The 14,582-nt window shown below is 63.5% G+C and carries 10 protein-coding genes; all 10 read left to right on the top strand.

Annotated elements, in window-relative coordinates; genetic code table 11:
* Window positions 1-36 precede the first annotated feature (36 nt).
* The 10 genes from HPY44_12805 to asnB all read left to right on the top strand — a co-directional run bounded on the left by HPY44_12805 (window position 37) and on the right by asnB (window position 14,544).
* On the top strand, window positions 37-678 hold the full coding sequence (locus HPY44_12805) for a GDSL family lipase (protein ID NSW56884.1): 642 nt from the start codon (window positions 37-39) through the stop codon (window positions 676-678).
* 9 nt (window positions 679-687) lie between these two features.
* Window positions 688-2,292 carry a hypothetical protein gene (locus HPY44_12810; protein ID NSW56885.1) on the top strand — a complete coding sequence of 535 codons (1,605 nt, stop codon included), beginning with the start codon at window positions 688-690 and terminating at the stop codon, window positions 2,290-2,292.
* A gap of 21 nt (window positions 2,293-2,313) precedes the next feature.
* Entirely contained in the window at window positions 2,314-5,244 is a 2,931-nt protein-coding gene (locus HPY44_12815; GenBank protein NSW56886.1) for a hypothetical protein, read from the top strand.
* Window positions 5,245-5,775: 531 nt separating this feature from the next.
* The gene (locus tag HPY44_12820) at window positions 5,776-6,573 is read left to right on the top strand and encodes a sugar phosphate isomerase/epimerase (GenBank protein NSW56887.1); all 798 of its coding nucleotides are present in this window, start codon (window positions 5,776-5,778) and stop codon (window positions 6,571-6,573) included.
* Between the two features lie 633 nt (window positions 6,574-7,206).
* Complete coding sequence (locus HPY44_12825; GenBank protein ID NSW56888.1) at window positions 7,207-7,344, top strand: hypothetical protein; 138 nt, start codon at window positions 7,207-7,209, stop codon at window positions 7,342-7,344.
* 440 nt (window positions 7,345-7,784) lie between these two features.
* On the top strand, window positions 7,785-9,098 hold the full coding sequence (locus HPY44_12830) for a glycosyltransferase family 4 protein (protein NSW56889.1): 1,314 nt from the start codon (window positions 7,785-7,787) through the stop codon (window positions 9,096-9,098).
* Complete coding sequence (locus HPY44_12835; GenBank protein NSW56890.1) at window positions 9,058-10,197, top strand: hypothetical protein; 1,140 nt, start codon at window positions 9,058-9,060, stop codon at window positions 10,195-10,197. Before HPY44_12830 ends, HPY44_12835 begins: the two co-directional genes overlap by 41 nt.
* Window positions 10,198-11,382, top strand: a complete 1,185-nt coding sequence (locus tag HPY44_12840) for a glycosyltransferase (protein NSW56891.1) — start codon at window positions 10,198-10,200, stop codon at window positions 11,380-11,382.
* A gap of 22 nt (window positions 11,383-11,404) precedes the next feature.
* Window positions 11,405-12,532 (top strand): glycosyltransferase family 4 protein, encoded by a 1,128-nt coding sequence (locus HPY44_12845; GenBank protein NSW56892.1) that lies wholly within the window; start codon window positions 11,405-11,407, stop codon window positions 12,530-12,532.
* 74 nt (window positions 12,533-12,606) lie between these two features.
* On the top strand, window positions 12,607-14,544 hold the full coding sequence (gene asnB, locus HPY44_12850) for an asparagine synthase (glutamine-hydrolyzing) (protein NSW56893.1): 1,938 nt from the start codon (window positions 12,607-12,609) through the stop codon (window positions 14,542-14,544).
* The last annotated feature ends 38 nt before the right edge of the window (window positions 14,545-14,582 follow it).

Genomic DNA, 14,582 nt, shown 5'->3' on the forward strand with positions numbered 1-14,582 from the left:
GAGCGCACCGACTGGGCCAGTGCGTACCACACTGTGATGCTCGCCCGGGAACCCAGAGAGAACGCGCGGGTGATCTTCCTGGGCGACTCCATCACCATGATGTGGAGGTCGCAGTCCGGTTACGAGGGTGGCACGCGCGTGTGGGATGAGTACTACGCGCCGTTGGGCGCTGCAAACCTGGGCATTTCGGGCGACCGAACCGAGCACATTCTCTGGCGAATCACCGCCGGCGGCGATCTCGACGGCTTGAGCCCGAAGGTGCTGGTACTGCTCATCGGCATCAATAACCTGCTGCAGGGGAGCACCCCGGAACATACCGCGGCGGGCATCACCACCATTGTCAACTACCTGCGGAACAAGCTGCCCGAGACCAGGATACTTGTGCTCGGAATCTTCCCGTGCTGGGAGAAGCCGGACCACCCCATCCGCGAGAAGGTCCGCCAGACCAACGCGTTCATCAGCCGCCTCGCCGACCGGGAGCGGGTCTTCTATCTCGATTTCGGCCACCGTTTCGTGGAGCCCGACGGGACCATCAAGCGCGAGAAACTGCGGGACCTGCTGCACCTCTCCGAATACGGCTACCGCATCTGGGCCGAGGCCATGCAGGCGCACCTGATGGACCTGCTTGAGAACGAGGGCAAGGGCGACATGTGGGGCGCGCTACCCGACAAGGAGTGACCGCAGGCAATGGTGTGGTCAATGGCGATTGCTTCCGGGCTGCTGTTCCTCGCGGCCTGCGCCGGAGCGCAGGGACACGGGAACCCCATGCCCGTCGGTGTCGATGACGCCGGCGCGACACGGTGGATCGGAGACGACCCGGCAGCCCAGGATGCCTTCGAAAAGATCGGGTTCGACTTCCTCATGTACCACTTCTGGGGCGAGGCGAAGATCGCGGACGTTGAGCGTATGGATCGCTGGGCATCCGAAGGCGGGCACCGCTACTTCCTCAACCACGAAAATGCCACCGCCGGGCGCGTCCCTGGTGACCCTGCTGTCTACCACAAGCCCGGCTGGTTCTTCCAGCCCTCGAGAGAGTACGTAGAGCGCTGCCTGCAGTCTCCGTACTTCATGGGGTTTTGCTACGACGAGTGCGAGCACTGGATCTGCAACGGTGTGAACGTGACCGGTGGAGGAGAGTTCAAGCCCCATTTCCACGACGCCGAAGGCGAGACGCTGCAGGAGGCTTACCAGGGGAACCTGCGCAATATCGGGATACTCATGGATCGCGTCTTCCCTGGTTTCGCGGAACGTGCGAGGGAGCCCGGGAAGCTGCCCATTGTGAGTACCGAGAACGTCTTCCCGATCCTGCAACACCTCTTCGCCCGGGCCGGCATGGTGCAGATGCCCAAGCTGCTCAAGGAAACGATCACGCCGGTGACGCTGGCGATGGCAATGGGTGCGGCGAAGCAGTACGGCGTTCAGCACTGGACATCGGTGGACCTGTGGGGCCCGGGCGGCTACCCGGGCCATTCTCCGGAGGAACTGCGCTCGGCCCTGCTGATCGCCTACTGGACCGGCTCCGAAGCCACCTACATCGAGAACTTCAACTACCAGGGCAGTCTGTACTCGCCGGAGGGGGGCAGAGCGGTCCTCTCGCCATACGGAGAGGTCGCCCGGGAGTTCATCCGCGAGTACCTGCCGGCAAACCCGCGACGCCTGAGGTTCGAGCAGTTCGCGCCGGAGATCATCATCGTGCGGTTCCCTGATTCTGACTGGGGGCAGGAAAACCCCGGGCCGTGGATCAGGCGCAATCTCTACGGCGCCAGTAACCTGGAGCCTGACGCCGATACCCGCTACTGGATCAAAGTCTGGCACGTGATCTCCCACGGCACGATTCCCCCGGTGGCGCTGAACTACAACACCCATCTCGGCATCCCGTACCGTGTGCTCTTCCCTGCGAACGACGTGGCGGTGTACGACCACCTGGCCGCTGATCCAGCGCTGTATCGGAGCGCGAGACTGGTGTTCCTGGTGGGCAAGCAGGTGAGCCCGGAGTGCCTCGCCACACTGCGCGCATTGAGCGAGAACGGCCTGACGGTGGTGTCCACGAGCAGGCTTGCACCGCCGGAGTTCGCGGGCCCAGGAGATGCTGGAGTCACGGCGCACGCGACGGGAACGGGGCGCTGGGTCGTGACCGACGACGTGACACTTCCGGCAGTGCGCGAGATCCTGCAGCCGTACCTGGGCAAGCCGGACGAGTTGCGGTACGTGTTCGGCGAGACAGAAGTTGTGTTCACCACACCTGACGACCCCACGCGGGTGCAGGTGTCAGTGCGGGAAGTGAAGGACTGAACCCGGAAAGGCTGGGGCGCCATGTTGTTCAGTCGACTGTTGCCCATCGCCGCCATTGCCGCCACTCTTGGGGGCGGAGAAGCACAGTACGTCACACCCGGAGTCTCTCCGGGAAGCTCTGTCGTCTTCGACGCCCGGCAGCTGGACTGGGATGAGCGCTGCACCGCGGAGGCCTTGCAGGGGCTTGTGAACCGGAGCGGCCCGCGGCTCTTCCTGCACGGGGGCGCGGCCTACGAACAGCGCTGGCTGGATATCTACGCCGAACGGGCGGGCCTGAAGTACGAGCGCCTGTCCGGACTGCGGAACCTGCTGGCCCGATTCGGCGGGGAGACAGGCGGGCTTGTGGTGTACGACCCGACGCAAGACGCGAGCCGTTACGTGGCCATCACTCTCGCGGGCGTGGAAGGGCTGATCCCGGTGTCCACGACGGTGCTGGAGGGCCGGTCGCCGGGGATGAGGCCAACCGGTGAATGGGGCGGCGCTGATTTCGTGCTCCAGAGTCCTGCCGAACTCCAGTCGTGGCGCAGAGCCGCAAACCCGGTGCTGTCCGTGGAATCCGGGAAAGGGTTGTGGGTGCAGGAAGGCAACCCCACAGCCGCCAGCCCCTGGAGCTTCATCTCAATTGGGCCGGTGCTGGTGGACCTGGATCGGTACCCGTTTCTCGAAGCCGATGTGGCCGAGCTCCAGGGCGAGGGCGCGGGCTGGCAGATCAAGCTCACCTGGGACCGCGATGGGAGTGGGCATGTGAGCGGCGGCGAGGATGACCTGTGCCTACCCCTGAGACGTGAGCCGGGTCTTGTCAGGTGGAACATCAACGAACTGACCGGTCTGCGCGGGAAGCACGCCTTCGCACTGGTGCAGTTGCATGTGCTCGGAGAAGGGGCGAAGGTGCTCTGGCGACGGGTGCGGTTCGTGTCGCAGAATGGGCAGTCCGCAGATGAGCTTCCTGCCCAGCCCTTGGATACCGCGAAGTTGCCTGTCAAACATGACCTGCGCGGACAGTTCACGGACACCATCAGCGCGTACGAATGGGCGCTGCGCGAACTGATGCCGAAGTGCAGCCGCAGACTGGCACACACCGTGAACGGCGGGCAGGTCGACGGGATCAACGTGGGCGTCTGCGGGCCGATGTCCGGGTTCGACTGGCAGACCCAGAACCGGGGCTTCGTGTTCAACCTCGGATGCACCGCGGAGAAGCGGGTCAGCTATGGGACCGTGTGCGGCGGAAGCCCGGAGCAGGCCGCAATGTACGAGCGCATCCTTGACGCCCTGGAGACTCCTGCGCAGATCAACGGCTATGGTGACCCCGAGGGCGAATGGTGCCAGCTTCTCAGCCGGCACGGCCACTACTCCTTCCACGCATTCACAAACTGGAGTTTTCACAACAAGGTCCCCTGCGCGCGGAGTCGATTTGAGCAACGGGCCAACTTCGTGCCCGAGACCACGGAGCCGGAGACCGAACGCTTCTACGTCTGCTTCATGACCAGCGAGGGCGACACCATGAAGGGGCCGATCCCCTTCTTCTATGACAGCTGGTTCGACCAGGCACGCGGGAAGGTGCCGGTGAACTGGGGCATCAACCCGCTCATGGCTGAGCTTTTCCCGGCCATGCTGGACTACTACTATGATACCGCGACGCCGGAGGATTACTTTTTCGTGGGCTGCTCCGGCGCGGGGTACTGCTACCCTGACGACATGAAGGACCTGGACCGGTTTGCCCGGCACACGGCGGAGGCCTGTGCCAATGCCGGAACCCCGGTCATTGACCTGTGGGGAGCTTCGCGGCCTGACGTGCAGGAAAAGTACGCGACGATCACGCGGCCTCTGGGCATGACGGTGAACTGCGCCCCCGCCCGGCTAAAGCTGCTCTCCGACGGCACGCCGGTGGCCTACCATGAGCTTGCCTACTGGCAGACCGACGGGCTGGATGGGGCTCCCTGGTCCCGCGTCTTCGCCACCGAAGATGGGCGCCGGAAGGGCGTTGAACGGATCGTGACGAGGATCGAGGACATCGCGGCCCGGCACCAGCCGCCCTTCGTGATCCTGGTCTACGGCGACCTGCACTCGTACCCACAGCACGCAACGCTGTACAAGGACATTGCCGACGCGCTGGACCCGCGGCGCTTCAAGCCCGCGCGACTCGATGAGGCGATGGCAGGAATCCGCAAATGGGCCTATGGTCGCGTGGTGATGGGCTCCGAAGGCATCAACGAGCGGCTGTCGTGGGCGGCGCTGGAAGGCGTGCCGACACGCATCCCATTGACACTGAGCAGTGGGTGCCAGGAGCCCACTGTAGCGATGATACAGGTGCGCGCCGGGGCCACTAAGTGCTCGGCCCGAGTGCCACTGGAGGCCCGACAGACGCGGCAGGTGGAGGACCTCGTGCTAGCAGTGGCCAGAGGCGAAAAGGCCGACACGGCGCGCGTTACCCTTCGTGCGGCCGGACGGACCCAGCGCTCCCGTGCGGCCCTGTGTGTGGTGCCGTGCGTTGCTGATATCGACCGCGCGACCTTCGCCGCCTGCTGGAGCGCCACCGCGCTGAACCGGTCCATGGGGGGTGCTGTCAGCGACCCCGCGGCGCTCTGGGGCAGGGCCTGGGGCTCTCCGGAGCTTCCCGCGAAGCCAGGCTGCATGATCTACGGGCCCTATGCTCCGATGCCGGCGGGGCGCTACCTGGTGGCCTTCCGGGTGATGCTGTCGAAAAGCGCGACCACCGACCCGGATGTGCATCTGGCAACGCTGGACGTCCACGCGGGTGGGTATGGCGGCATCGCGAAGGTCTGCGGGCAGGCGGATCTCCGCCGCCGAGACTTCGCGGAAGCTGGCGCATGGCAGTGGTTCACGGTGCAGACCGATTGGCCGGGATTGCCGAGCCTCATGGAAACCCGGGTCACCTGGCATGCCCGGGCGCCGATCGTTGTCGACCGCGTCGCGGTTTTCCGGTTGGACTGACAGCCGGGCCACTATCCCGCGGGTGCGTAGACCCTCAGATCATCCAGGGCGCACGGAGACCGGATCGCCCGGATAGAGCTCGCGCCGCTGCGCGGGCTGTGAGACAAGGGGCCTGCCGGCGAATTACTGGCATGCTCGGGACGGCGACAGAGGACGCGCAGGTGCCTGCAAGACTGAAACACCCCCCGCATAGGAGCATAGGTTTTGTGGGACACGCGCCGGTTGAGGCCCAATTCGCGTTGGGCGTGCCCTTCGCCCTGAACCCTTGCCCCACAGCTCGCAAAGCGGGTGGCAGCCTGTAGCCGGGGGCGAGGGTCCCCGTGTTTCCTGCTCTCCCATCTTTGTGCAGCGCGGGGGCGCAATGCGTGCCTCTTTGTTTCCGCGCTGCGAAGGACCCGGGTAAGCGGGGCGCGAAGAACCGGGAGGAGGACACCGCTGGTCCGCAGGCATCCCTGAAGGACAAGTCCGCGTCCCGGTTGAACTGCCCGGCTGTGCCCTGCTATGCCACCAACTGAATGCCCGGAGGCCACCATGCAACTGACCCTCGGAGCCACAACTCGCCCGTGGAACACTTTCTCGTACCAGACCGCCTGTGAGTCCATCGCGAAGGCCGGCTATTCCGACGTCGCGGTGTTCGCGAATGAGGGCAAGATCCCCGTCAACTCGGAGACGTCGGTGGAAGAGGCGAAAGCTGTCGCCGACTTCACGCGCAGCGCGGGCCTTGTCCCTTCGCTGCTCATCAGCGGGGTGAAGCTGGACATACCCGTAGACGAGTCGGTCGCGGACTACTGCCGGCTCATCGACGCCGCCGCGGCATTGGGCGCGCGCTGGCTCATGAACTGCGGCACCGAGAACCCGGCGACGTACGACGATTTCCGGGAGATCATGCGTCAATGCGCACCGTACGCCGAGAGCAAGGGCGTCGCACTGAACATGAAGCCGCATGGGGGCATCGGTCTTACCGGGCGCATGATGGCCGAGACCGTGGAGCTTGTGGGCCACCCGAACTTCTCGATCTGCTTCGACCCCGGGAATATCATCTACTACACTAAGGGCGCGGCTACGCCCGAGGTGGAGCTGCGCGACGTGGCGCCTTACGTGACCACGTGCATCATCAAGGACTGCATCATCATCGACGGCAAACCCGACGTGTGGATCCTCCCCGGCGAAGGCCTGGTGGACTTCCGCGCAGTATTGTCGGGTCTGGCGCAGGCCGGGTTCGTAGGGCCGTTGTATGTGGAGTGTCTCGGCGGCAGCGAGCTTGAGGACATCAACCACCGGGCAGCACGGACTCACAGCTTCGTGTCGGAGATCGTCTCGTCTTTGTGAGGCCGATCCGAGCGACGGCTGTCTTCGCCTTGCGCGCATATGCGCGAGGGGCAATTTCGGACCGCTCGCACCAGCGGCTCCGGTTGCCGACCGCACCCTGGCGCAGCGGAAGAGAAGAAGGTGGGCAACGGCGCCGGGGTAACCGCATGCGAAGGCCTCGTCGGTGCGGTCCAGGAGCGGGAGCTTGCCCTGGATCGGCTGCTTCGCGGGCATTCCTGAGGCTCCCAGGGTGTTCCGTCCCCGATTGTGTGGTGGCGTGCGTGGAACATTGCCGCGGGAATCCGGCAGTGGGCCGGATCGGGCCGGCAACGAAGGCAATTTGGCTTTGTCGGTGTCCACACGCCATGTGAAGCCCGGTTTGAGCGCTTCCGGATTTCTCCAGTGCGAGTGTGTCTCACAACCCGGGAAGGGAAGGGCCGCCGAGTTCGCTCTTTGACGCTCATTGTGACTATGTACACCTCACACGACTTGCCGCGCGGTCATAGTACGCCCGCGGCACTCCCCCACTTTGCACCAACTGGACATCATCATCGTGCGCTCGCCGTGATTCTTTTAGATCTTGACTCTTGTGTTGATATTTGCTATAGTAATTTGAGCAAATGCAGAGAATAAGGCCCTGGGGTTGAGCATATCATGATATTTGCAATAGCGGCGGTTGGAGTGGCGCTCTTGGGGATGGTAGCGGTGATCTGCTGCGCGGTGGGGGCGGAGGCAGAGAAGCGCCTTGATGCGGTGGAGGAACTCGCAGCAGACGAGCGCCAGATAGCCTGAACGCCGTTAGCAGAACAAGGGCAGGGAGAGGGCGAGTCGGGCGAGAGAGCTCTCTCTTCGAGTACGAATGCGCCCCGCAAAGTGCGGGGCGCATTCGCTGTCTTTAGACAGAATATAGCTCTCCTTGATTGTGTTCGCCCCCACTGGTGTGCATAATAGAGGGCGACAGACTATGCTATGGTTCATTTCGCGCGCTCCCATGGTAGTCCCTGGGGAGCGATTTCGCGAGAACCCGAGCCCGGCCATGAGGGTGCTGCCTCGAGACCGGGTTGACCAAGTCCCTGGCTCAACATGATCCCCAGCATCAGGCCTGTGCCCGGCGCTTTCGGGTGACCGGCCTGCGGTCCGGCGGAGATACAAGTCCATCCCGCTCATTGGCGAGCGGGCAGTCTTTTCGCCAATGCACAGTCCACCTTCTCCTGCGCCTGGGGGCAGACGGGATGAAGATACTGCTTGGGCACAAGTACTTCTTCCGCGGTGGGGGGACGTCCACGTACTTGTTCGCCCTTATGGACTATCTGCGCGAACATGGGCACGAGCCCATTCCCTTCAGCGTGCGTTACGCCCAGAACGAGCCGTCAGAGTACTCCGACTACTTCATGAGCCCCCCGCTTGGTCCCGAGGCGTCTCATTTGCGCGATATGAAGTTGACGCCCTTGAACGCTCTGCGCCTGCTTGCCCGCGCCACGTATTCCCTCGAAGCCCGGCGCAAGGTGCGAGACCTGATTCGGGACACTTCCCCTGACATCGCCTACGTCCACAACCTCTACAACTATATGTCGCCGAGCATGATTGACCAGTGCAAGGAGCAGGGCCTGCCAGTGGTCATGCGTGTGCCGGACTTCAATCTGGTTTGCGCCGAGCTGCACTTGCTGCGGGACAACCATGTTTGCAGGGAATGCGTGGGGCATTCGCCTCTGCGCGCCATACGGCACCGGTGCCTGAAGGGTTCCAGGGCAGCCACCGCCGCACGTGCGGTCTCGATGTGGGTCCACAATCTGCTGGGCGTCTACCACAACGTCGATCTCTTCATCACGCCCTCCATGTTCATGCGCAAGACGCTGATCGAGGCGGGTTACCACGAGAGCCGGATCGTGCATCTGCGAAGCTTCTACTCCGGCCCAGCGGCAGAGACGGCAAACGGCAAAGAACAGGACTACATTCTGTACTTCGGGCGCATTGCCATCGAGAAGGCCATCGATACCCTCCTGCGGGCCTTCGCCATCGCGAACCCCGAGGTGCGGCTTGTTCTCGCTGGTTCAGATGTAGACGGCATCACCGGCGACTTGGTGGCTCTTGCGGCGGAACTGGGCATCGGGGATCGAGTGGAGTTTGTAGGACACAAGGGCCGGGATGAGTTGGACAATCTCATCACTCACTGCCTCTTCACTGTGGTTCCGTCGCGCTGGTACGACAACTGTCCGATGAGCGTGCTCGAGAGTTTCGCGCATGGGAAACCGGTGATTGGTGCGGATATCGGGGGCATTCCAGAACAGATCACGCCGGAGTGCGGCATGCTCTTCGAAGCCGACGATCCGGACGCCCTTGCGTCATGCATGACGGCCATGCTCGGCGATAGTGAACTGCGGCGCAGTATGGGCCGCGCCGGCCGGCAGCGTCTTCTGCGTCTTTACTCGCCGGAGAAGCACTGCGAGACACTGCTTACGATTCTTGGAGCGCTGGTCGCCGGGAAGGCGCCCGGGGAAATCGCACATGGCATCGAGCAGGCGGCTCTACATACTGTTGGGGAGTGACTGCGACCCGGACCGGCCGCATCACGGTGGTGCGAGCTATGACGCCCCGGACGGTCTGAGGTGGCGTGGGGTATCGCAGGGTGTCCCTCGAGCGCGTGAAATCGCGGACCAGGTGAGCCGGGAGATCGGGCTGCCGGTCCGCGTCACCTGGTGCGTGCGATCTGATGACCAGATGGCCAGGCTGTACGATGACCCGGCGTGGCCTTACAGGTCACAAGAAGAGCTGTGGAAGTATCTGGCAGCGCAGGGCGACGAAATCGCTTGGCATGCCCACCTCTGGCGCTGGGACGAAAGTGCAGCCTGCTGGTATCAGGAGATCGAAGACGCCGACTGGGCTGGAGCGTGCCTGTCCCAGGGACATAGCGCGCTGGTCAATGCGGCCGGGGTGCCGATAAACACATCACGCATGGGCTGGGAGTTCCACAACGATTACACCATGCAGACGGTGGACGCGTTGGGCGTCAAACAAGACTTCACCGCCATCGCGAACTGGTACATGCCGGGCGAGTCCAGCCGTGGTTCCCGCTTCCACTGCTATTGCGACTGGCGGGGCACACCCGCGACGCCGTACCACCCGGGGCGCGCGGACTACAGAAGGCCCGCTGAACCCGGACGCGCGAGCCTGTCTTTGACCGAGATCCCGCTATCTACGTTTACTTCCGGGCTGCTGGGCGGGCTTCGCACGGTCCGAAAAGCGTTTCGCTCGCGGGGACTTCCGGGGATCACCGCGGCTTTCTCCGCGGGAACCTGGAGGAGCAGTGCCTCCAAGGCCTATGTAACCATCCAGCCGATGATCTTCCGCAAGCTGGTCGCGGAGCGGTTAAGAGCGGCTGAGCGGTCTTCCGACGGAACCGGGGTTCTCGTTACGGCCTTCCATCCCGACGATTTCCTGGAGGACGACAGCCATAGCCTCTACTCCAGCCGCCATTTCCCGGTGAATCTGCGGATCATTGTCACGAGTGCTCAGGCGCGGTTGGTCGAACCCGTCTTCGTGACAGCGAATGAACTCAGGGAGAGACTAGCGGCAGGGTGTTACTCCAGTAATTCGCATCCTCCAGATGACAGCCGGCCAGTCCGCGGCTCCGAGGTGGATCGCTGAATGCGGTGCTCAGAGCGCACAGCAGCTCCCTATCGGACAGGTCACGTCATCGACGACCTCTTCCCTGCCGGCGCCCAACTCGTACTGAAGCTTGTGCTGCGTAACCTGGACCCTGCAGTGTTCACCAGCTTTGTCTACACTTTTCGTGACGGAGAGATAGGCGATCAGATCAGAGACCTGGGCATCCCGGTCACAGTCCTGGGGAAAAACAGAAAGATCGACGTCAGCCTGATATTGAGGCTCGCGCGAAAGCTCCGCGATGATGGGATACAACTCCTCAATGCCCATATCTTCGGCGCCATCACCCACGGCTATGTTGCGGCACTCATGGCGGGCGTTCCGCATTTCGTCGCCACTGAACACAATGTGAATGACTTCTACCCCCGTTGGCGTCGAATCGTGAATCGCTTGGTCCTGCCGCAATGTGAGGCCGTGGTTGCGGTGTCCCAGGCCGCGGCCGATGGGGTTGGTCGGCTGGGAGCAGACACAAGACGAGTGCTCACCATCCCCAACGGCATTGACCTGGAACGTTTCGCCCACTGCCGAGAGCAGCGTGCCGAAGCCAGAGAGCGTATGGGAGTACCCCAGGACGCCCTGGTCATCGGCAATGTCGCCCATCTCCAGCCGCAGAAAAACCAGGTGGAACTTGTCCATGCGGTACACCGGCTTCGCAGTGAAGGTCACAATGCATACCTGGTAGTGGTCGGCGCGGACATTGGGGACGGCCCGCGAGTGCGTGGCGCGGCCGAAACGCTCGGGGTCTCGGACCAGGTCAGGCTACTTGGCAAGCGAGACGACGTGCCGGTGCTCCTGGGGGGCATGGACCTCTTCGCGCTCAGTTCGCTCTGGGAGGGCCTGCCAATGTCTCTTCTGGAGGCCATGGCAGCGGGTCTGCCCTGCGTCTCCACCGAAGCCGGAGGGATTCCATCGGTGATCAGCAGTGGCGAAAATGGCATTTTGGTGCCCACCGGCGATCGCGAGGGGCTGATCGCGGCCATCAGGCAGGTAGTGACGGATCCATGCCTCGGGCAGCGCATGGCCGAAAACGCGCGCAAGACGGTGGAGCAGCGGTTTTCGGACCGAACCATGGCACGCGCCTACCAGGAGTTGTACCTGAAGCTGCTGGAAAGGCGCGCTGCCGGAGTCGCGCAGCAGGAGACTGCCGCGCCGACGCAGATACCTTAGGGAAGTCGCAACTGGGGCGCATATGACTGACAAGCCATCGATCTGTTTCTTCCACACCGGGCGCGCGCTACCCCACATCCTCCTGGGCGAGGGACCCCAGCAGGCGGGCGGCGCGGAGGTGCGCGCCAGCATCCTCGCCCGGGCGCTTGTGAAACGCGGCTGGCCGCTGACTTTCATCATCTGCGACTACGGCCAGCCGGACGAACTTGTGACCGACGACGGAATCCGCCTGCTGAAAGCGGGCGCACCCAGGGGTGGCCTGCCGGTGCTCCGTTTCTTCACCCACACGCTCCCTGCGGATGTCCGCGCCGTGCGCCGCGCGGATGCCTCGGTCTATGTGGGGTTCGGCGCAAACTGGCACGCCGGAGCGCTTGCCCGGGAATGCCGCAGACGCGGGCGGCGATTCATCCTGTGGATCGCGTCTTCATCCGACCCGCATGTCCGTCGCAAGGATATCTCCCTCGCCAGCCCCCACGAGCGCTGGCTCGCTGAGCAAGGGCTCAGGCGCGCCGATGTGGTCATCGCTCAGACCGATGAGCAGCGCGACGCCATGCGCGAGTTGTATGGCCGAGACTGTCCGGTGATCCCGAACGTGTGGGATGTCACACCATGTGCCGGCGAGAAAGCAGACCCTCCCGAGGTCTTCTGGGCCGCCCGCTACCTGCCTCTCAAGAGGCCCGAGATGGTTTTGGAGATCGCCCGGCGCTTGCCGGAGATCAGATTTGTCATGGCCGGCGGCCCGGTGAGTGGACACGAGGACCTCTATGAGCGCGTCCAGCGCGAGGCGGCGCTCCTGCCCAACGTGGAGACCCTGGGGTTCGTGCCGTTCTCCGAGATCGACCAATACTACGCCCGGGCCAGCGTATACTTGTGCACGTCCACTATCGAGGGTTTCCCGAACACATTCCTTCAAGCCTGGAACCACAAGACCCCGGTGGTGTCCACGTACAACCCGGACGGCATGTTGAACAGCGGCGATGTTGGCGTTTCGGGCGACGACATCGAAACGCTGGTGCACGGGATCGCGCGGCTCTGCGGGAAAGAGGGCCGACACATGGGCGACAGAGCCAGACAGCATCTGGAACGGGTTCACAGCGTGGACGCCGTTCTGCCGAAGCTGGAAGCGGTGCTGATGGGTGGGGGAACCTGAGCTAATACGTGCAAACATTGTACCGGGGCTCGAGCCCTGGCGCAGTCGTCCCTCGAAGGGTGAAGGTGAAAGGCATGTGCGGTATCTGCGGCAAAGTCGCGCGCGGCGGGGCACTGGCGCAGGGCGACACTGCGATTGTCGCCGCGATGGTGTCCGCCCTGCGTCATCGCGGACCGGACGGGAACGGGCAGGCGGACTTCGCAGCCGCCAGCCTGGGGCATGCGCGCTTGAGCATTATCGACCTGTTCACGGGCGCGCAACCCATGAGCAACGAGGAAAACACGGTCTGCGTCGTATTCAACGGCGAGATCTACAACTACCAGGAACTGCGCAAGCGCCTGGAGGGCCTCGGGCACTTTTTCCGGACGAAATCGGACACCGAGGTCATCATCCACGCCTATGAGCAATATGGAGAAGACTGCGTCCGCGAGTTCCGGGGGATGTTCGCCTTCGCCCTGTGGGACGAGATGGAGCAACAGCTTCTCCTGGCCAGGGACCGGCTCGGCAAGAAGCCTCTATTCTACGCGCAGACCCCTGACGGGCTGGTCTTCGCCTCGGGGCTGAGGGCGCTGCTATGCGATCCGAAGGTCTCCGACGAGATGGATCCGGATGCGCTCTTCCAGTACTTGAGGTGTGGGCTCATCTCCGCGCCGCTGAGCATTTACAAGAGCATTCGCAAGCTGCCGCCGGCTCACACGGCAGTCTACCGGGATGGAGAGCTCAGACTCAACGAGTACTGGCGGCTGGAGTTCACCCACGACGGACCGCACGATGTCGGGGAGGCCCTCGAAGCTCTGGCGGAACTGCTGGAGCAATCCGTACGGCTGCGCCTCATGGCTGATGTGCCGCTGGGAGCGTTTCTCAGTGGCGGAGTAGATTCCACCGTGGTTGTGGGTGCGATGACGCGCCTGGTCAGCACGCCTGTCAGGACCTTCTGCATCGGCTTTCCGGAACCCGAACTCGATGAACGCCGGTATGCCGAGGGCGCGGCAGAGGTCCTCGGCACTGACCACGAGACCTTCGAGATGGGCGATGTCTCACCGGACCTCGTGGAGACGGTGGCGTGGCATTACGGGGAACCGTACTGCGATGCGTCGGCCCTACCGACTTTTGCCCTGTCCGAACTCACATCCCGGCATGTGACCGTCGCTCTGAATGGCGATGGCGGAGATGAGCTGTTCGGCGGCTACGGACGCTACTACTACATGCGCGGGCTACCCATGCCGTGGGACGAGACGAAGAAACTAAGACGCGCTATCTTGCAAACTATTCCGGAGCATCTGCATCCGCGAGCTTTCCGGGCTCTTGCAGGCGTGCTGGCAATCGTCGCCCCTTCGCGTGTTTCCCGGCTGCAGCGCCTTGTGGCCCCGCTCTCGGAGCGCTACTGGGATCATCTCGATCCCTGTGGTGACGAGGGGCTGCAGACCTTGGTCGTCCCGGACATCTTTGCGTCCGTGCGCGGTTCGCGGTTTCCCCAGGCCATCAGCGATGCCTTGACTGGGACCACGATTGACACGCTGGCTCCCCTCCTGCACGCGGACATTGTGGGCCCACTTGCGGATGTGCTGTTGGTCAAGGTCGATGTCGCCTCGATGGCCCACGGGCTGGAGTGCCGCTGTCCCCTGCTTGACCAGGAAATCGTGGAGTTCGCTGCGTCCCTTCCCCCACACCTGAAGACGCATCCGAAGCAATCTAAGCTCCTGCTGAAGGAACTCGCTGCGCGCTATGTTCCCCGCGAGTTCTTCGAGAGACGCAAACAGGGATTCACGCCGCCCATTGGCAGGTGGCTGCGTACGTCGCTGAGTGACCTGGTCGATGGCTACCTGCGCACCGGCCATCTGTCCCAAAGTGGGATGTTCCAGCGTGAGGGTGTCGAAAGCCTGGTAGACGCCGGCCCAGAGTCCCGGAATGCCTGCGATGCGCTGTGGCGGCTGCTCATGTTTGAAGCGTGGTATGCCCAGCGCCCCGTACACACTGGGCAGATGGTTGCCAAAAGCCAGATTCCGGCGTGATTAGCCCTGTCTGAAGCCATAGTCCGTGATTCGATCTC

Source organism: Armatimonadota bacterium (assembly GCA_013314775.1).
Lineage (GTDB): Bacteria > Armatimonadota > Zipacnadia > Zipacnadales > JABUFB01 > JABUFB01.

Bases quoted from the DNA above. Each gene is read 5' to 3' on its own strand.
- HPY44_12805 (NSW56884.1), top strand. From the start codon at position 37: ATGCTCGCCCGGGAACCCAGAGAGAACGCGCGGGTGATCTTCCTGGGC.
- HPY44_12810 (NSW56885.1), top strand. From the start codon at position 688: ATGGTGTGGTCAATGGCGATTGCTTCCGGGCTGCTGTTCCTCGCGGCC.
- HPY44_12815 (NSW56886.1), top strand. From the start codon at position 2,314: ATGTTGTTCAGTCGACTGTTGCCCATCGCCGCCATTGCCGCCACTCTT.
- HPY44_12820 (NSW56887.1), top strand. From the start codon at position 5,776: ATGCAACTGACCCTCGGAGCCACAACTCGCCCGTGGAACACTTTCTCG.
- HPY44_12825 (NSW56888.1), top strand. From the start codon at position 7,207: ATGATATTTGCAATAGCGGCGGTTGGAGTGGCGCTCTTGGGGATGGTA.
- HPY44_12830 (NSW56889.1), top strand. From the start codon at position 7,785: ATGAAGATACTGCTTGGGCACAAGTACTTCTTCCGCGGTGGGGGGACG.
- HPY44_12835 (NSW56890.1), top strand. From the start codon at position 9,058: ATGGCATCGAGCAGGCGGCTCTACATACTGTTGGGGAGTGACTGCGAC.
- HPY44_12840 (NSW56891.1), top strand. From the start codon at position 10,198: ATGCGGTGCTCAGAGCGCACAGCAGCTCCCTATCGGACAGGTCACGTC.
- HPY44_12845 (NSW56892.1), top strand. From the start codon at position 11,405: ATGACTGACAAGCCATCGATCTGTTTCTTCCACACCGGGCGCGCGCTA.
- asnB (NSW56893.1), top strand. From the start codon at position 12,607: ATGTGCGGTATCTGCGGCAAAGTCGCGCGCGGCGGGGCACTGGCGCAG.